This window comes from Pseudotabrizicola sp., assembly GCF_030684215.1.
Classification (GTDB): Bacteria; Pseudomonadota; Alphaproteobacteria; order Rhodobacterales; family Rhodobacteraceae; genus Pseudotabrizicola.
Genome location: NZ_JAUXOV010000028.1, coordinates 1 through 18,474, shown reverse-complemented (window position 1 = coordinate 18,474; position 18,474 = coordinate 1). Strand labels below are relative to the sequence as shown.

At 63.1% G+C, this 18,474-nt stretch carries 15 protein-coding genes and 1 pseudogene; 14 read left to right on the top strand and 2 right to left on the bottom strand.

Features of this window, described 5'->3' with window-relative positions; translation table 11 throughout:
* From Q8K08_RS04435 to Q8K08_RS04420, 4 genes are all read left to right on the top strand, one after another.
* Positions 1-183 (top strand): hypothetical protein (locus Q8K08_RS04435; protein ID WP_305249310.1); only part of this gene is annotated, 183 nt, incomplete at its 5' end.
* A gap of 36 nt (positions 184-219) precedes the next feature.
* A complete protein-coding gene (locus Q8K08_RS04430; RefSeq protein WP_305249309.1) occupies positions 220-927 on the top strand; it encodes an ABC transporter ATP-binding protein in 708 nt (235 codons plus the stop codon).
* Positions 921-3,287 carry an ABC transporter permease gene (locus Q8K08_RS04425; RefSeq protein WP_304797267.1) on the top strand — a complete coding sequence of 789 codons (2,367 nt, stop codon included), beginning with the start codon at positions 921-923 and terminating at the stop codon, positions 3,285-3,287. The genes Q8K08_RS04430 and Q8K08_RS04425 overlap by 7 nt, the downstream gene beginning before the upstream one ends.
* Before the next feature lie 3 nt (positions 3,288-3,290).
* Positions 3,291-4,517 carry an efflux RND transporter periplasmic adaptor subunit gene (locus tag Q8K08_RS04420; RefSeq protein ID WP_305249308.1) on the top strand — a complete coding sequence of 409 codons (1,227 nt, stop codon included), beginning with the start codon at positions 3,291-3,293 and terminating at the stop codon, positions 4,515-4,517.
* Positions 4,518-5,087: 570 nt separating this feature from the next.
* Here Q8K08_RS04420 and Q8K08_RS04415 read toward each other — a convergent pair.
* Both Q8K08_RS04415 and Q8K08_RS04410 read right to left on the bottom strand, forming a co-directional pair.
* On the bottom strand, positions 5,088-5,924 hold the full coding sequence (locus tag Q8K08_RS04415; protein WP_304803644.1) for a universal stress protein: 837 nt from the start codon (positions 5,922-5,924) through the stop codon (positions 5,088-5,090).
* Between the two features lie 57 nt (positions 5,925-5,981).
* Positions 5,982-6,842: a universal stress protein gene (locus Q8K08_RS04410; RefSeq protein ID WP_304803646.1), complete on the bottom strand. Its 861-nt coding sequence runs from the start codon at positions 6,840-6,842 to the stop codon at positions 5,982-5,984.
* Between the two features lie 123 nt (positions 6,843-6,965).
* Here Q8K08_RS04410 and Q8K08_RS04405 point away from each other — a divergent pair, with 123 nt between their 5' ends.
* The 10 genes and pseudogenes from Q8K08_RS04405 (at position 6,966) to Q8K08_RS04360 (ending at position 18,283) form a co-directional block, all read left to right on the top strand.
* The gene (locus Q8K08_RS04405) at positions 6,966-7,199 is read left to right on the top strand and encodes a helix-turn-helix domain-containing protein (protein ID WP_304803648.1); all 234 of its coding nucleotides are present in this window, start codon (positions 6,966-6,968) and stop codon (positions 7,197-7,199) included.
* Positions 7,199-7,741: a hypothetical protein gene (locus Q8K08_RS04400; RefSeq protein ID WP_304803650.1), complete on the top strand. Its 543-nt coding sequence runs from the start codon at positions 7,199-7,201 to the stop codon at positions 7,739-7,741. Before Q8K08_RS04405 ends, Q8K08_RS04400 begins: the two co-directional genes overlap by 1 nt.
* Complete coding sequence (locus Q8K08_RS04395; RefSeq protein WP_304803652.1) at positions 7,738-8,508, top strand: SDR family NAD(P)-dependent oxidoreductase; 771 nt, start codon at positions 7,738-7,740, stop codon at positions 8,506-8,508. The genes Q8K08_RS04400 and Q8K08_RS04395 overlap by 4 nt, the downstream gene beginning before the upstream one ends.
* Complete coding sequence (locus Q8K08_RS04390) at positions 8,508-11,111, top strand: cation-transporting P-type ATPase (RefSeq protein WP_305249311.1); 2,604 nt, start codon at positions 8,508-8,510, stop codon at positions 11,109-11,111. Before Q8K08_RS04395 ends, Q8K08_RS04390 begins: the two co-directional genes overlap by 1 nt.
* Before the next feature lie 85 nt (positions 11,112-11,196).
* Positions 11,197-12,771 carry a Na/Pi cotransporter family protein gene (locus Q8K08_RS04385; protein WP_304803654.1) on the top strand — a complete coding sequence of 525 codons (1,575 nt, stop codon included), beginning with the start codon at positions 11,197-11,199 and terminating at the stop codon, positions 12,769-12,771.
* A gap of 133 nt (positions 12,772-12,904) precedes the next feature.
* Positions 12,905-13,295, top strand: a pseudogene (locus Q8K08_RS04380) (transposase); the annotation flags it as partial.
* A 395-nt stretch (positions 13,296-13,690) separates the two neighbouring features.
* Positions 13,691-15,193: an ABC transporter substrate-binding protein gene (locus Q8K08_RS04375; RefSeq protein ID WP_305249307.1), complete on the top strand. Its 1,503-nt coding sequence runs from the start codon at positions 13,691-13,693 to the stop codon at positions 15,191-15,193.
* Complete coding sequence (locus Q8K08_RS04370; protein ID WP_305249306.1) at positions 15,190-16,134, top strand: ABC transporter permease; 945 nt, start codon at positions 15,190-15,192, stop codon at positions 16,132-16,134. Before Q8K08_RS04375 ends, Q8K08_RS04370 begins: the two co-directional genes overlap by 4 nt.
* Positions 16,131-16,904 carry an ABC transporter permease gene (locus Q8K08_RS04365; RefSeq protein WP_304797980.1) on the top strand — a complete coding sequence of 258 codons (774 nt, stop codon included), beginning with the start codon at positions 16,131-16,133 and terminating at the stop codon, positions 16,902-16,904. Before Q8K08_RS04370 ends, Q8K08_RS04365 begins: the two co-directional genes overlap by 4 nt.
* Entirely contained in the window at positions 16,901-18,283 is a 1,383-nt protein-coding gene (locus Q8K08_RS04360) for an ABC transporter ATP-binding protein (protein WP_305249305.1), read from the top strand. The genes Q8K08_RS04365 and Q8K08_RS04360 overlap by 4 nt, the downstream gene beginning before the upstream one ends.
* Positions 18,284-18,474 lie beyond the last annotated feature (191 nt).

Here is an 18,474-nt window from a genome sequence, read left to right as displayed (position 1 = left end):
CAAGCGACGCAGATCATCGAAGCGCACCGCGACCAGATCGGACAGCTCGTCACCCGGCTCGAGGCCGACGAAACCCTTGATCTGACCGCGATCCGGGAATGCCTCGGCCCATCAGACACAATCACCCCGTTTCGCAAAGGCCAGGAAGGACGCAAACCTCCATCTGCCGACAAGACCCGCTAGGACTTTCGCGAACCAAAACAGCGCAGGAGGATGGCCATGCCCGAGATCATCTTTCGAACCAAAGGCCTGACCAAAGTCTATCGCAGCGGCGCGCAGGAGGTGCATGCTCTGCGCGGGGTGGATTTTCGTGCGGCGCGGGGCGAGTTCATTGTAATCCTTGGCCCGTCGGGGTCGGGCAAATCGACCTTTCTCAACATTGTCGGCGGGCTTGATACGGCAACGGCGGGCGAGGCGTGGTTCAAAGACCATCCGTTGACCGCCCTGGATGAGCGCGGGCTGACGCAATACCGCCGGGATCACGTGGGCTTTGTCTTCCAGTTCTACAATTTGGTGCCCAGCCTGACCGCGCGCGAGAACGTAGAACTGGTAACCGAAATCGCCCGCCGCCCGATGTCACCCGACGATGCCCTGGCCCTCGTCGGCCTGACAGACCGCCGCGACCATTTCCCCGCGCAGTTGTCAGGCGGCGAGCAGCAGCGGGTGGCGATTGCCCGCGCCATCGCCAAGAATCCTGAGGTATTGCTGTGCGACGAGCCGACCGGTGCGCTGGACTCAGCCACTGGCATCAAGGTGCTTGAGGCGCTGGCCGAAGTGAATCGCAGCGTGGGTGCGACCACGCTGGTCATCACCCACAATGCGGCGATCCGGGAAATTGCCGACCGCGTGTTGCGCTTTGCTGACGGGCGGATTGTCGAGGAGACCATCAACGCCACCAAGAAAAGCCCGGCGGAGGTCTCATGGTGATCTCGCCCCTGCGCCGCAAGGTCTTGCGCGATCTGCGCCGTCTTTGGGCGCAGGTGCTGGCGATTGCGCTGGTACTGGCGGCCGGGGTGGCGACGCTGATCCTTGGAAACGGGGCATATGCTTCGCTGCAGGAAACGCGGGCGCGCTACTATGATGACTACCGATTTGCCGATGTCTTTGCCGATGTGACGCGGGCACCGCGCGCCTTGCTGGGCGATATCCGCGAGGTCGACAACGTGCTTGCCGCCGAGGCCCGGATCGTGAAGCTGGCGCTGCTTGACATGCCGACCATGGCAGAGCCGGGCACGATGATGTTGGTCTCTCTGCCCGCAGACGCCGACCGCGGGTTGAATCTGTTGCATCTGCGGCAAGGTCGGTTGCCCGATCCGCAATCGGCCCGTGAGGTGGTGGTGTCAGAGGGGTTTGCAGTAGCCCACCGGCTGCGGCCGGGCGCGTCGCTGACGGTTCTGATGAACGGCAAGCGACGTGAACTGGTGGTGACCGGACTCGCCCTGTCGCCCGAGTTCATCTATGCGCTGGGGCCGGGCGAGATGATGCCCGATCCGCGCCGTTTCGGCATAGCGTGGCTACCGCGCCCGGCGCTGGAAGCGGCCTTTGATCTTACCGGGGCCTTTTCCAATGTGGTTCTGAAACTGGCACCCGGCGCGTCCGTTGATCGCACGATCGAGGCGCTTGACCGGCTGACCGCACCCTACGGCGGGGCCGGTGCGGTGGCGCGCGAGGAGCAAATCTCGCACGCGTTTCTGGATGCCGAGTTGAAGCAGCTGAGCGCGATGGTCAAGGTGCTGCCGCCGATCTTCCTTCTGGTCGCGGCGATGCTGGTCAACATCACTCTGTCACGTCTCATCGCGTTGGAACGCGAGCAGATCGGGCTACTGAAGGCCATCGGCTATTCGTCGCGGGCCATCGCGCTGCATTACGTCGAATTCGTGGTGGCAATCGCGCTGCTGGGCATTGTGATGGGCGTGGCGGCGGGAGTCTGGCTGGGGGTTGGCATGGCGCAGATTTACGCCCGCTTCTTTTCTTTCCCTTTCCTGATCTTCACGCGCGATCCGCAGATCTATGGGCTGGCTGCCGCTGTTACTGTGGCCGCAGCCGTAGCGGGCGCACTGTTGGCCGTGCGCGTTGCCGTGGCCTTGCCACCCGCCGTGGCGATGTCGCCGCCCGCACCCGCCGACTACCGGGCCCGGATGGGGGCCTTTCATCGGCTGTTCGCCCTTCGCCAGACCGGTGTGATGGTGACGCGGCACCTGTTCCGCTGGCCGCTGCGGACCGCATCCGGCACTTTTGGCGTTGCCATGGCTGTGGCGATCCTTGTGGCCTCACTGTGGTCCTTCGGGTCGATCAACCACATGATCGACGTCACCTTCGCCCGTGCTGAACGGCATGATGCGCTGGTGGCGTTTGGCGCGCCCGAACCAGCGCGCGCGCTGTTTGCCGCTCGCCAGATGCCGGGCGTTCTGGCGGCAGAGCCGTTCCGCGCGGTGGCCGCCCGGATCAGCCACCGCGCCCTCTCGCGCAAGTTGTCAATCATGGGCAAGCCAGAAACGCCCACCCTGTCACGCGTGCTGGCCCCTGATCTGCGCCCGATGGCGATGCCAGAGGCCGGGCTGATCCTGTCCGAAGCGCTGGCCGAAGCCTTGGCCGTTCGCCCCGGTGACCGCGTGACAGTCGAATTTCTGGAAGGCGCGCGCCGCACGGTCACCTTGCCGGTCAGCGGACTGTCGCTGGGCTATGTGGGTCTTGGGGTGGCTATGGACCTCACTGCGCTGAACCGGGCGATGGGCGAAGGAGCGTTGATTTCGGGTGCTGCCCTGCAGATCGACGAAGCCCGGAAAGATGCCTTTTACGCCGCCGCGAAGGCCACCCCCAAGACCGGCTTCGTGGCGGTCACAGCCCTGACCGTGGCGCGCTTCAAGGAAACGCTGGCGGAGAACATCACCGTCATGATTACCGTCTATGTCGGTCTTGCGGCAATCATTGCCGTTGGGGTCGTCTACAACTTTGCCCGCATCGCGCTGTCCGAACAGGGGCGCGAACTTGCTAGCCTGCGGGTTCTGGGCTTCACCCGGGCCGAGGTCTCCGGCATTCTCTTTGGCGAACTGGCAACGGTCGTGCTGCTGGCGCAACCTTTTGGCTGGCTGTTCGGCTATGCCATCGCCTTTGGCATGGTGCAGGCGTTTTCGTCCGATCTTTACCGCGTGCCGTTCGTGATCGGGCCCGATGTCTATGTGACATCCAGTGTGGTCGTCTGTGCCGCCGCTTTGGCCTCGGCGTGGGCGATCCGGGGGCGCATCAACACCCTCGACTTGGTCGAGGTTCTGAAAACAAGGGAATAAGCCATGCGCCACCTGATCCTTGCAGTTGTTGTTCTGGCCCTGCTTGCAGGGATCATCTGGGCCTTCCTACCCCGGCCGGTCGAGGTCGAATTGGTCGATATCGCGCCACGCACCATCGAGGTGGCAGTCACCGAGCAAGGCGAGGCGCGCATCCGCGAGGTGTTCACCATCTCGGCCACGATCGGTGGCAAGCTGCGACGGATTGATCTGCACGCGGGCGACCCGGTGCTGGCAGAGGAAACCGTGGTGGCGGTGATCGGCCCGACGGCCCCGGCGCTGCTGGATGCCCGCGCTCGCGGCGTTGCCGAGGCGACCAGATCGGCGGCAAAATCCGCGGTCGATCTTGCGGCGGCACAGCTGGCACAAGCAGAGGCCGCGCTGGAATTCAAGACCGCCGAGGCAGCCCGGTCACGCGCGCTTTTCGAGAGGTCGGCCATCTCGCAGCGGGTGCTGGACGCCGCCATTCTGGAACAGAAAACCGCCCAGGCTGCTCTGGACAGCGCAAAGGCCAATCTTGCGGTGCGCAGTCGCGAACTGGAAAGCGCCGAAGCGGTGCTTGGTACCGGCGATCCATACTGCGCTGATACGACCTGCATCGATATCATTGCCCCGGTTTCCGGGCGGGTGTTGCGCGTCGTGAGCGAAAGTGAACAGGTGGTGCAGCCTGGCACCCCGATCATGGAAATCGGCAATCCCGGCAACCTTGAAATCGCGGTGGACGTGTTGTCGCGCGATGTCGTGCGGGTGCGCGAAGGGGCCGAGGCGCAGATCACCGGCTGGGGCGGCGCGCCTATCGCTGCGCGGGTCGAGCGAATCGAACCTTCGGCCAGAACCAAGGTTTCGGCGCTTGGCATTGACGAGCAGCGGGTAAGGGTGATCCTGACCCTGCACGGCAATCCGGCGGATTGGCAGCTCTTGGGCCACGGGTTCCGCGTCATCGCCCATATCAACCTTTGGAAAGGCGACGGTGTGCTGTCGATCCCGGTTGGCGCCCTGTTCCGCGACGGATCAGACTGGGCAACCTACGCCGTGCAGGACGGGCGGGCGCGATTGCGGATCATCACCCTGGGCGAACGCAATGAGAGCTTTGCGCAGGTCCTGTCCGGGGTCATGGCTGGGGATCAGGTTATCCTTCATCCCAGCGATCTTGTCGCGGATGGCGTGGCCATCAGCGGTCGATCCGATTACCCGGACAGCAAGGCACATGAGGCATCGACTCCACCGACCTGAGCGACACCAACGGATTCCATAGGCTGCAAACGGTCGGACGGAATTCGCAACATGTCTGAAAGGAAGCCATTGATGCATACCATCCTGAGTTTCTCAGCACCGCTGTCTGCCGCCGGTTGGAAAAAAGCCCGCTGCGGGAACGCCCCCGGCGACAAGGTCCGGTCTTCCGGCAGCCATCCGGGCCATGGTCCAGCGCCTTCTGCCGCCAGCGATCTCGATTTCGCGTGGCGTGACCGCCGGATCGGGTGTGGCGGCCCTGGCACGACGCTCTTTTCCTGTCCGCCGGCCCATGCCATTCTCGGGACTGCCCCCAGTCAGGACGCAGACAAGCAAGGTGGTATTGTGGGCCCCGGCCTGATCGGAAATCGCGTGGTGAGGATCACCTGCGCGCGCCAGACCTTGTGCCTCGCTTGCCCGGCAAATCATCATCAACCACGGATACGACCCTGCATGACAGCGCAAGTTTCTGGCCAGCCGCAGCACCCACTTTGGCGGCGCGGATGCCGGGCATTCTACTTCGTCTTGATGGCCATCGGTATGGGTAACATCGGTATGGGCAAAACGTGACGATCAGTGCGCGAGTAGAACAGGCATCCTCAGATCGCCCAAAACGCCCTTCGTTGCTCCGCCAAGGATGAAGTCGCGGATCCGAGAATGGCCGAAGCCGCCCATTGCCAGAATCTGCGCGCCTTCGACAAGCGCCGCATCCTGCAGGGCCATTGCAATGCTTTTGCCGTCCAGCGTCAGGTTGACAGCTCTTGCATCGTAGCCTCGCAGAACAAGGGCCGATGCAAGCGTCTGCGCAAGTCCGGTCCCGTTCAGGGCCTTTTCATCTTGCACCGTCAGGACCGAGACTTTTCCCCTTGGCCGAAGAATCCGCAATGCATCGCCAAGCGCGCGCGCCGCAACGCGGCTTTCATCCCAGGCAATGGCGATGTGATCGACGGTTGCTGCCGCAACGGTCGGGGGAACAAGAATCACGGGAAGACCGGAACCAAAGATCAGGGCTTGTGCCATATCCTGTATCGCCACCGGCTCGGCAGACCAAAGCACCAATGACAGATCGAAATAGCGCGCCTCAGTCGCGGCCGATGCCGGCGCTTCCCCCACCACGACTTCATGACTGGTGACGGAAACCTCTATGCCTGGCCCGTCAGCCGTCTCGACAAGCGCTTGCAGACGTTTGCACTCTGCCCGACTGCGCGCCTCCGCTGCGCGTGAAAGCGCCTCGACGTTGATGAGATATCCGCCGATCGGCGACGGAACCGGAGGAAACTCCACCGCGAAAGTCGAGACATGCACTTTGCAGCCAAGCGCGGACGCAAAACGGATTGCGCCCAGGATCGCAGCGTCGGAAGCAGTTTCAGGATGGGCATTCAGAGGGAGGTAGGCAATGCGATCAAGCACAGTGGGTTCTCCTTTGACAATTGCGGTGTAGAATTTCTACAGGCGGCACTGCGCCAGTCAGGCCGTCTCGTGCGGGATGATCAGGACGTCACATTGCGCGTCTTTCAGGACCTGTTGGGCCACGCTGCCAAGAACCATGCGGGCGATTGCACCTTTGCCTTGGGTCGCAACGACGATCAGGTCTGCTTTCAACTCTTCCGCCGCCCTGAGGATTTCGGTGGCGACGGCCGCTTCCTCACGTCGCACAACCTTTTCCTCCTGTCCGCACCCGAGCCGCGCCATGAACTCGGCCAAGGCTTGGCGCGCATCAGCGCGCAGCGTGTTCAGATAATCTTCCTCTCCTTCCTTTCCCATACTGTCTGACATCGCCAGACGCAGGGCGGGTGCGTCGAACACGGTCAGAACAGATGAGCGCGCCTCTGCGCCAAGGCCCAAACCGATGAAGCACCTGAAGGCCTTCTCTGAAGTGTCGGACAGATCCGTTGTTTGAAGCACGTGACGCCACGGGCCGACGGGCGGGCCGTTCACCATCAGCACCGGGCAGGATGCCGCGCGGATCGTACGTTCGGCCGTGGTGCCGACAAAGGCATCCCGCAATATCTGCCGGCGATGTGGCCCGATGACCAGAAGGTCGGGGCGTGCCTCGCCCACCGCCCTGACGATCCCGGCAAAAGGACTGTCCTGCACAATCTGCGTGCTGCAGGACACACCGTCCAGATCCTTAAGGCTGCGGGCAAGTTCGCCAAGCAGTTGTCGGGCGTCGTTCACCTCGTGATCGACGATCCGGCTCGGACGGTCGTCATCGACCACATGCACAATGTCCAGAACGGCATCATGCGCCCGGGCAAGGATGACTGCGCGTCTGAGCGCCCGGTCGGACCGTTCCGAGAAATCGGTCGCAAGCATGATCTTTTTCACGGTATGCCCTCCCATCCTGAGACTGAAGGTAAGTGAAACACTCAGGATCGCGTCGTGAAATGATGCAGATCAATCAAAAGCGACAATTTTTCGCTATTGTTCACAAAACCCCACGAGAAGCAGATGACCATGCCGCTGGATCAGTATCAAACCGTCAAGGAAGTCGCTGACCGCCTGAAAGTGGCCGAGGCGACCGTTCGCAACTGGATCAAACTCGGTCAGTTGCGCGCAATCGATATCGGCAAGGGCTGGCGCATCGCCAATGCCGATCTGCACGAATTCCTGCGGCTGCATCAGACAACACCGCGGCAGCACAGCAATGGACCGACCGGTACTGATGCCGATGGGAAGCCTTGATGCCGATACTGACCTCTTTTGCCGAAGTGGCCCTGCTTCTGGCCACGGCCGCGGGCATCGGGCATGTGACCGAAAATGCGCTTGGCCTTGTCACCATGCTGGGCCTCGTGACCATCGCGGCATCGACTTACATGATCACCTACTCGCATCAGCTTTACGGGCGCTCCGAGCCGTTGCTTGGCATCTTCGAGCGCAAGAACACGACGCGAGAGCCGATCGAAGCGGGGGCGCATGCGCCCAGCGGCTACAGGATCATCATCTTCGGTCTAGGCCGCTTTGGCACTGCCATCGGGCTGCGGTTGCACGAACGCGGCATCAGGATGCTGGGCGTGGACTTCAACCCGCAGGCGGTGCGGCGCTGTTCGGCGCGGGCGTCGATCTGGTGCTGGAGCCGTTACAGGGTGCGGCCCACCGGGCGGTGGAACTCCTGTCCGGCGCCATCGCCGAGGACCGGCGAGACTTCCCCGAAATCGCGGCCGAGGGCCGGGCAACGGGGTGACCCCTTGACGATCACCAGAACAGCGAAAGGACGATTGCTATGAACCGACTTGCAGGCAAGACCGCCATCGTGACCGGAGGTGCCGTCGGCATCGGCCGCGCCTGTGTCATCAGGATGGCCGAGGAAGGTGCCAAGGTTGGCATCCTTGACATGCTTGAGGCCGAAGGCGCGACACTGGCCGCCGAACTTGCCGCCAAGGGGCATGACGCCGCTTTCTGGCCGGTTGATGTGGCGCAAGAGGCCGGAGTGAAAGTCGCCATCGACGCCGCAGCCGCCCGGTTTGGTGGCCTGCATGTGTTGGTGAACAACGCGGGCATTTCCGGCAGCCCCAAGCCCACCGATCAGGTGACCGAGGCGGAATGGGATTTTGTGCAGGCGGTGAACGTGAAGGGCGTGTTCTTTGGCACCAAACACGCAATCCCGCATCTGCGCGCGGCTGGAAAGGGGTCGATCATCAACCTGTCCTCTATTGCCGGTCTGATCGGCATCGGTGGCATCGCGCCCTATCATGCCTCCAAGGGTGCCGTGCGTTTGATGACCAAGAATGACGCCATCACCTATGCGGCAGAACAGATCCGGGTGAACTCGATCCATCCCGCTTACATCTGGACGCCGATGGTGGAAAATCACCTGCGCGCCACTGCCCCTGATCTGGAGGCGGCAAAGGCGGCAGCGGGGGCCGCGCATCCCATCGGCACAATGGGCGAACCCGACGACATCGCCTGGGCCGTGGTCTGGCTGGCCTCGGATGAGGCGAAGTTCGTCACCGGGGCAGAGATTGTCATCGACGGCGGCTACACGGCGCGATGATGGAGCTAAACAACCCGCACGCCACCCCAGCAGCTGACTGCCTTGCCGGTCTTGCCGCAACGCCTGATGGCCTGACCGCGCCCGAGGCGGCACGGCGGCTGGCCGAACATGGGCCTAACCGCTTGCCGGAAGTGCAGGGGCGCGGGCCGGTGGTCCGCTTCCTGCGGCAGTTCCACAATGTGCTGATCTACGTCCTGATCGGTGCGGCTGTGGTGACAGGAGCCCTGCAGCACTGGATCGACACCGGCGTGATCCTCGCCGTGGTGCTGGCGAACGCGATCATCGGCTTTATCCAGGAAGGCAAGGCAGAGGCGGCAATGGCCGCAATCCGCGGGATGCTGGCACCGCGCGCTGCCGTGTTGCGCGATGGGCACCGGGTATCGGTGGATGGGGCCGACCTTGTACCCGGCGACATCGTTTTGCTGGAGGCGGGCGACAAGGTTCCCGCCGACCTGCGGGTGATCGAAGCGCGCGGGCTGGCCGCGCAAGAGGCCATCCTGACTGGCGAGTCGGGGCCGGTGGAAAAGGGCCAGACCCCGGTCGCGGCAGATGCCGCCCTTGGCGACCGACGGTCAATGCTGTGGTCGGGCACGCTGGTCACGCAAGGCACCGCCCGCGGTCTGGTGGTGGCAACGGGTCAGGCCACCGAGATCGGGCGCATCGGCGGGCTTCTGGCCGGGGTGGAACAACTGACCACCCCTCTGGTCGCGCAGATCGACCACTTCGCACGCTGGCTGTCGTTCCTGATCCTGCTGGTGGCGGGACTATTGCTGGTCTGGGGCTACTACGTCGTCCATATGCCCTTTGCCGATCTTTTCATGGCCGTGGTCGGCGTCGCTGTCGCGGCAATCCCCGAGGGCCTGCCTGCAGTGATGACGATCACCCTTGCCATCGGCGTGCAGGCCATGGCGCGCCGCAATGCTATCGTCCGCCGACTGCCCGCGATCGAGGCCATCGGCTCGGTCTCCGTCATCTGCACCGACAAGACCGGCACCTTGACCCGTAACGAAATGGTGGTGGCTGCGGCTGAAACTCCAGACGGCAGCTTTGCCATAGCAGGCGAGGGCTATGCGCCCGAAGGCGCCATCACCCCGGCAGGTGATCTGGCGGCCCTCGCCCAGGCAGCGGCATTGTGCAACGACGCCGCCCTTCACTGCAAGGAAGGGGTCTGGACGGTCGAGGGCGACCCGATGGAGGGCGCGCTTCTTGCCTTTGCAGGCAAGGTTGGCGGCGACTACGCCGCGCACCGTCTGGACGCCATCCCCTTCGACAGCCGTCACCGCTTCATGGCGGTGCTGACCGATGGGCCGAAAGGCCGCTTGACCCATGTAAAAGGCGCGCCAGAACGCGTGCTGAGGATGTGCGGCGGCATCGACATGCATCGCTGGCACGACCAGGCCGAGGCGTTGGCGCGGCGGGGCTTGCGTGTGCTGGCGCTGGCCGAACGAGCCGAACCAGGTGACGGCATCGACGCGAAAGCACTGGAGGGCGGGCTGACCTTCCTTGGCCTTGTCGGCCTGATTGACCCGCCGCGCCCCGAGGCGATTACGGCCGTCGCCGAGTGCCGGGCGGCAGGCATCCGGGTCAAGATGATCACCGGCGACCATGCCGGAACCGCTGCTGCCATTGCCGCACAGATCGGCCTGGCGAACCCGCACCGCGTGCTGACCGGGGCCGATCTGGACAAGCTGGATGACGCGCAACTGGCCCTTGAGGTTACGGATGTCGATATCTTTGCGCGCACCAGCCCAGAACACAAACTTCGCCTTGTGACCGCGCTGCAGGCCCACGGCCTGTCAGTGGCGATGACAGGCGACGGGGTGAACGACGCGCCGGCACTCAAGCGCGCTGATGCAGGCATTGCCATGGGCCTGAAGGGCTCGGAGGCGGCGAAAGAGGCTGCCGATCTGGTGCTGGCCGATGACAACTTCGCCTCTATCGCTGCGGCGGTGCGCGAGGGGCGGACGGTTTATGACAACCTGAAGAAGGTCATCGGCTGGACTCTGCCCACCAACGCGGGCGAGTCGATGGTTGTGGTGCTGGCCCTGCTGGCTGGCATGGCGCTGCCAGTGACCGCGGTGCAGATCCTGTGGATCAACCTGATAACCGGCATCACGCTGGGCCTCGCGCTGGCATTCGAGCCGACCGAGACCGGCACCATGTCGCGTCCGCCCCGCCCGCGCAATGCCCCGATCCTTTCCGGTGGGCTGGTCTGGCAGGTTGTTTTGATCGCGACCCTGTTCCTTGCAGCCACATTCGGGATCTTCACCTATGCGATTGGCCAAGGCTATTCGCTGGCATTGGCGCAGACCATGGCGATGAACATGCTGGTGGTGCTGGAGATATTCAACCTGTTCTTCATTCGCAACATGCACGGCACTTCGCTGACATGGGAGGCCGTCAAGGGCACAAAGGTTGTCTGGGCGGTGGTCATCGCAGTCACTGCCGCACAATTCGCTGTCACTTACCTGCCGCCGTTTCAGGCGGTGCTGGGCACGAGGCCCGTTCCGCTGATGGACGGGCTGTTGATCGTGGCCATCGGCGCTGCCTTCTTCGCGCTGATCGAAATCGAAAAGCAGATCCGGCTTGGCCTGAGGAGGTGACGCGGATGGCCACTTTCGGAATATAGATATCAATAGCGAGAGAGCTTGGATTGCACAGAGAAATCGCCAGCGAAAGAATCGTTTCATGACAGATGGAATCCTGGGATTTCTGGGCGGAATCGGGCTTTTCCTGTTCGGGATGGCGACACTGACGGCGGCGCTGCGTTCGCTTGCCGGGGATGGATTGCGACGCTGGTTGTTGCGCATGACCTCCAGCCCGTTGCGCGGCGTTCTGACCGGGGCGGGCATCACCGCTGTTGTTCAATCTTCAACGGCCGTCACGGTCATGACCATCGGATTTGTCGGCGCGGGGCTGATCAGTTTTTCACACTCGCTGGGCGTGTTGTATGGCGCGAACATCGGCACGACAGCGACCGGCTGGATCATCATGATCGTTGGGGTGAAGCTCAAGTTGGGGATCGTGGCGCTGCCTGTCTTGTTCGTCGCGTCGCTTATGGGAGTTCTTGGCGAAGGACCGTTGGCGCGGTGGGGCCGGATGCTGGCAGGCTTGTCGCTGCTGTTCATCGGGTTGGACCTGATGCAGGCCTCCTCGGCGGGGGTTGATAACCTTGTTACATCCGACTGGCTCCCTGCGGACACATGGGTCGGACGGCTGGTGATGGTCGCGATTGGTCTGGGCCTTGTGGTGATCATGCAAAGCTCATCTGCAGGGATTGCGCTGGTCCTCGTCCTGCTGGGGTCGGGCGCGCTGAACTTCGGGCAGGCTGCAGCGATGGTGGTCGGCCTGAACATCGGCACCACCCTGACTGGCCTTCTGGCCAGTCTGGGCGGCAGTGGCGAGATGCTGCGCGCAGCCCTGGCCAATCTGTTGTTCAATTTGATCGTCGCAACCTTGGCGCTTCCGTTGATTGATTTGCTGGCGCCACTGCTGCACAATCAGGCAACGGGGCCGGATGATCAGACAGCAATTGTCCTGTTTCACACCGGATTGAATGTGTTAGGTGCGGCGTTGTTCTTGCCATTGACCAAGCCCTTCGCGGCGCTGGTAATATGGCTGGTGCCGGACCGGCCGGTCACGCTGGCTGCTGCGTTGGATCCGCAGCTTCTGGCAGACAGTGGTACCGCGCTGGACGCCGCCGCGCGCACGGCGACGGCCATCACCGAGGCCATCGGGAAGGCGTTGCAGGCGGCACTGACACCCCAAGGCGTGCGCGACCTGCGCCCGCTGGCCGCGCTGCCCGGCCGGGTGGAGCCTGCCCGCAAGGCGCTCGAGACCTGGCTTTCGCAGCTACACTTGGCCCCGGACCGGCCAGAGCCGCTGAACCGGATGGCCGCGCTGATGCATCTGACCGACCATATCACCCGCTTGACCGCGCGCAGCGCAGAGCATGACCGCATCTCCCGTCTGGCCAACAGTCCGCGACTGGCCCGCCCTGCACGGGTCATTGCCGCAGCTCTAGCCAAGCCGCACAAGGCTGGTCAGGCCGCCCGCCTGCTTGCACGCATCCGAAGCCTTGCGCTGCGGCATCGACGTGGGGCACTCTTGCGCGAACATGCGGGATTGATCAGCCCCGCGGACGTGTTTCAAGAAACCGACGCGCTGCGGTGGCTTGACCGCGTCGCTGAACATACCGAGCGGATCGCGCTTTACAGCACGCAGGCGGCGGGCCTGCAGATGGGGGACAAACGACCGATCTGACGCACGGGTTGCGGAGTCAATTCCGCCAACCTGACAGGCAGAATGATATGGGCCATCGACAAGCGAATGACGGTCGGAACTGAACTGATGCGGGTTTGCCGGAGACTCCACCTCCGGAGTAAGATGTTGCATCATGAGCAAGACAACGAACAAGTTTTCCCCTGAAGTGCGTGAACGTGCCGTCCATTTGGCCCTCGACAATGAGGCTCAGCATGGGTCGTGCTGGCAGGCGGTCATGTCGATTGCCGCGCAGATTGTCTCTGCACCGCAGATCCTGAATGACTGGGCAAAGAAGGCCGAGGTTGGTAGTGGCAAACGATCGGGCGTCTCCAGCGAGATGGCCGTGCAGATGCAGGCCCTGGAACGCGAGAACCGCGAGTTGCGTCAAGCAAACGAGATCCTGCGCAAGGGCGAGCCAGTGAAGGCGCCGTTGGTTAAAGCCCACTGGCGAACGCGTATTTTGCGATGGCGGAACTCGAGCGCCGGTCGAAGTGATGGTGTCGTTCATTGGCGCGCATCGGAATGCGAACTGCCAGGCCTATGGTGAGCGTGCGATTTCGTGAGGACTTTGACGTCGCCCGCCGCACGGTCGCGAGGTTGATAAAGAGCATGGGTATCGGGTCGCCTTGGGCGAAAGGCAACAGCCCCAAGACCCTGCGCGAGGCGCGGGCGTGAGCGGCACCTTCACGGTTCAGACGTTGATGCCCCCTACGCTCTCTGCGACACGCCCTTGGTCGACATCAATCGTTTGACCGACCTGCCGAGCTGTCTGGCTGGTCAAGGTAGATGCCAAGCTCGCGGCCGTCGCACCAATAAGGATACCAAACAGTCACCATGTTCCACGCTAACGATCATACGCACTTGTAGCCCGATCACACTTCAACTAAAAAAGTTACTTTATAACATAACGGAGATTCAGATGCGTCGTTCTCTTGCCTTGCTACTTTTGTCTGCGGCGCTGACTCCGGGTGTTGCTCTTGGCGACACTGCTGCGCTGGATGTGGCCGCACCGTTCGAGATCAAGTCGCCGGATCCGGTGCTGTCGGGCGACATCTTCCTGAAAATGGACGTGATGGAAACGCTGGTGAACGCGGATGCAAACGGTGGCCTGTTGCCCGGTCTTTCGGACGTCTGGACGGTGTCGGATAACAAGCTGGTTTGGCGGTTCAATATCCGGCAGGGCGTGCAGTTCCACGATGGCTCTGTCCTGACCGCCGACGCGGCTGCGATGGCCCTGAACTGGTCAAGAACCAAGGAAGGCATCCTGGTCAGAGCCCCGATCTCTGGCATCACCGCCGAAGCCGAGGAGGTTGTCATCACCTTGACCGAGCCTTTTGCCGCCCTGCCTGCCTTTCTGGCCGAATACCGCACCGGAATTCTGGCCCCTGCCGCCTATGCCGCCGACGGCAGCGTGACGGCTGTGATCGGGACCGGCGCCTTCAAGGTGACACGCCTGGAGCCGCCGATGACTTTGGAGGCCGGACGCTTTGACGCCTATTGGGGCGGACCGGCCAAGATCCCGGCCGTTCGCTACACCAGCGTAACCCGTGCCGAGACTCGTGCGCTGATGGCGGAATCCGGCGATGCCGAGCTGGTGGTCAACCTTGACCCGGCGTCGGTCACACGGTTGCAGGCGGTAGAGGGGCTGACGGTGCAAGCGGTCTCGATGCCGCGCGTCCTGTTGTTGAAGATGAACACGGGGTCGCCCTTTTTTGATACGGTGGCGGAACGACAGGCGCTTTCCTTGGCCATTGACCGCGCGGGATTGGCGCAGGCGGTGCTGCGCTATCCGGCCGCAGCCAGCCAGATGTTCCCGCCTGCGCTTGGAGGCTGGCATGATGCAGCTCTGCCCCCTCTGGTCTATGACATCGAAGCCGCCAAGGCCGCCTTTGCAGCATCAGGTTGGCTGCCCGGTGTGGATGGTATTCTGGAACAGGATGGCCAGCGCTTTGAGGTGGAACTACTGACCTACCCGGACCGGCCCGAACTGCCGCTGACCGCCGCCGTTCTGGAGCAGTTCTTCCGCGAGGTTGGCATCGCAGTGACGATTAACTCAACAAACTCGTCGGAGATTCCGGCAAAACATGCAGCGGGTACGCTTCAACTTGCTCTGCTTGCACGGAATTTCGGGCTGGTGCCTGATCCCGTCGGCACCCTGATGCAGGATTATGCACCAACGGGCGACTGGGGAGCCATGGGTTGGGACAATACAGAGTTCACGGCAACAGTCCGGAAAATGGCGGCTGAGGGCGGCAGCGATGCCGACAAAGGCGCGCTGGCCGCGACGCTGCATGCCGAAATGCCGATCCTTCCCATCGCCTGGTATCAGCAGACGGCGGCGATCTCGAATACGGTCAAAGGAATTGTAATTGACCCTTACGAGCGCACCTTTGGCCTGAAATCGGCGGAGTTTGCCGAGTGAACACAGTGCTTCGTGCCCTGTCCTTCCGTCTGATACAGGCGGGAGGCGTGGCTTTGGTTGTCGGAGTGATGTCCTTTCTGATGATGCAGGCCATGCCGGGTGACATGGCCTACCGCATTGCCGCCGCGCGCTATGGCTATGATCTCGTCAGCGCCGATCTGGCCGATGCCGTGCGCGCCGAACTGAGGCTGGAGGCGGGGCCGTTCGCGCAGTTCCTGCGCTGGATGGGCGATCTGGCGCAGCTTGATATGGGCCGGTCGCTGGTTTCCGGCCAACCGGTCTGGCAGGAAATCGCACACCAGTTGGGGGCAAGCCTGCAACTGGCGGCTGCGGCGATGGGGCTGTCCATGCTGATCGGGCCGCCTTTGGGAATCTTCGCGGGTTTGCATCCAGGCGGGTGGTTTGACCGGGTGCTGCTGGTGGTGGCAGCCGGATTCCGGGCCGTGCCGCAGTTTCTGCTGGGTCTGGTGCTGATCGTAGTACTGGCGGTGCAGTTGCGCCTGTTGCCTGCTGCAGGCCACGGCAGTCTCGCGCATTTCGTTTTGCCCGCGCTGACACTGGCCTTGGGGCTTGCCGCCGCCTCAGCCCGTATCGCACGGGATGCGATGGCGGCAGTGGCCGCCAGCCCGCACTACGCCTTTGCCCGTGCCAAGGGTCTGACCGAGGCCCAAATCCTGCGCCGCCACGGCCTGCGCAACATTGCAGCACCGCTGGTCACCTATCTGGGGCTGCAATTTGTGATGCTGGCCGAAGGTGTGGTGGTGGTGGAAACGATCTTTGGCTGGCCGGGCATCGGTCATGCGCTGATCCACGCGGTATTTCACCGCGATGTGCCAATGGTACAGGGCACGGCCTTGGTTATGGGCTTGGGGTTTGTGCTGCTGAACGCGGTGGTTGATCTGATCGTCCGCCATATAGATCCGCGCGAGGTGCAGGCATGACCGCCTCGCGTCTTGGCTGGGGCCTGCTCGTAGCCCTGATCTGCTTTGCCTTGCTGGCTCCGCTGGGCGATCCGTTGGGACCGTTCAGGCAATCCCTGACAAAGGCGCTGTCAGGCGCAGAGGCGGCGGCCCCTTTCGGCTATGATCATCTGGGCCGGTCGATGTTTTCACGGCTGGCGCATGCGCTGCGACTGTCCCTGCTTTTGGCGTTCGCTGCTACGGCCACGGCTGCGGCTATCGGGATAGCGTTTGGCGCGCTGGCAAGTTGGCGGGCGGGCTGGATCGACCGGGCACTGTCGCTCCTCGCTGACAGCATGCTGGCACTGCCCGCGCTGTTGATGGTGCTGATGATGGGGGTTATCCTGTCTTCTACCCCACTGGCCTTCTGGGCGGGGCTTGCGGCCGTGCAGTGGATCGAGTTCTTCCGCCTGACTCGTAGCGCCGCGCGTAGCCATCTGGCAAGCCCGGCAGCCGTTGCGGCAACCCTTCAGGGCTTTGGCCCGATCTGGATCTTTCGCCGCATCCTGTGGCCCGAAATCGGCCCGATGCTGCGCACCACCATAGCCTTTGGCGTCGCCAATTCCATCGCGGCGATTGCCGCCCTTGGCTTTGTGAGCGTGGGCATGCGCGCACCCACGCCCGAGCTTGGTCTGATGATGGTCGAATTGCTGCCCAGCTGGCGCGAGGCCCCCTTTGCACTGCTGCAGCCCGTGCTGGCCTGTTTCACCCTGCTGCTGGCGCTGAACCTGATTGCCGGAGCCCGCAAATGACATTGCTGATCGCAACAGACATCACTGTTAACGCCGGGGCTGACTGTCTGGTCGATCCGGTCTCGATCACCCTACCGATGGGGCAAGCCGTCACGGTGCTGGGCGAAAGCGGTTCGGGCAAAAGCCTATTGGCGCAGGCGATCCTTGGCACGCTGCCCAAAGGGCTGGTGGCGTCGGGGCAGTTGCGTGTCGGGTTGGATGCCTTCGACCCCAGTCAACCGCAAGGAAACCGTGCGTTATGGGGGCGTCGCATTGCTGTTTTGCCGCAAGAGCCATGGCTGGCGCTTGATCCCTTGATGCGCGGCCTGGAGCAGGTGGCAGAAGTCCATGATCTGGTTGCGGCAGACACCAACCCCCAGGCCCGCGCCCGCAGCGATCTGGCAACCCTCGGGTTGGAACATGCAGAGCGTCGCTTTCCATGGCAACTGTCGGGCGGCATGGCGCAGCGACTGGCCTTTGCCGCCGCGCGCGCCGGGGGTGCCGCGATCACCGTCGCCGACGAGCCGACGAAGGGACTGGATGCCGACCGACGCGATGCTGTGCTGGCGCTGCTGCGGCACGGCTTGCAAGCGGGCGGGCTTTTGACCATCACACATGATTTGGCGCTGGCCGCTGGTCTGGGCGGCGAGATCCTTGTGATGCAAGGTGGCACGGTTGTCGAGCGTGGGCCCGCTGCCCAAATTCTGGGCGCTCCTGAACATCCCTACACACGGGTGCTGATCGCGTCTGATCCCGGTCGGTGGCCGCGTCGCGCCCCCGCGCCCAAGGGTCCAGCCCTGCTGGAGGCCAAGGGCCTGACCGTAGCGCGCGCTGGAGTGCCCCTGTTCAGGCCGGTCGACTTCAGCCTGTCGCGCGGGCAGATTCTGGGAGTTTCCGGACCGTCTGGCTGCGGAAAATCCAGTCTTGGTGATGCACTTCTGGGTCTGATGCCGCATCAGGGCAGTCTGTTGCGCGGACCAGAGGTTCCCAAGCTGGGCTTCCAAAAGCTGTGGCAAGACCCTCCCGCCGCTTTTCCAGCCCGCATTACGCTGGGGACCGGGCTGAATGATCTTATCTTGCGGCATGCAATTGACCGCAGCCGCATCGCCCCGCTGCTGAACCGGCTCAAGCTGTCGGCCGACTTGCTGGATCGACTTCCCTCGGCGGTGTCAGGCGGCGAGTTGCAGCGGATCGCCCTATTGCGCGCGTTGTTGCTTGACCCGGTGCTACTGTTTGCAGATGAGCCGACTTCTCGGCTTGACCCAGTCACGCAAAAGGAGACCATCGCTCTGATGACTGCCATTGCCGCAGAGCACGAAATGGCCATCGTTATCGTCAGCCACGATACTTCGCTGCTGCATGCGAGCAGCGATCGCGTCATTACCCTGACGCCCGCCTGACCACTGATGCCGCCCGGCGAGCGTTCAGGCCGCCGATCGTCCCGAGACCCGCTAAAGGGATGTGTCGGCTGCTTCCCCACAGTTGGGTTACCCTGAAGAGGGATCAACCGTGCAACAAGGAGAAGTAGCCATGTGTGCAAAGAAGACAGGAAGCCTCGAAGACCTTGCCGTCGTCGGTGTCGATATCGGCA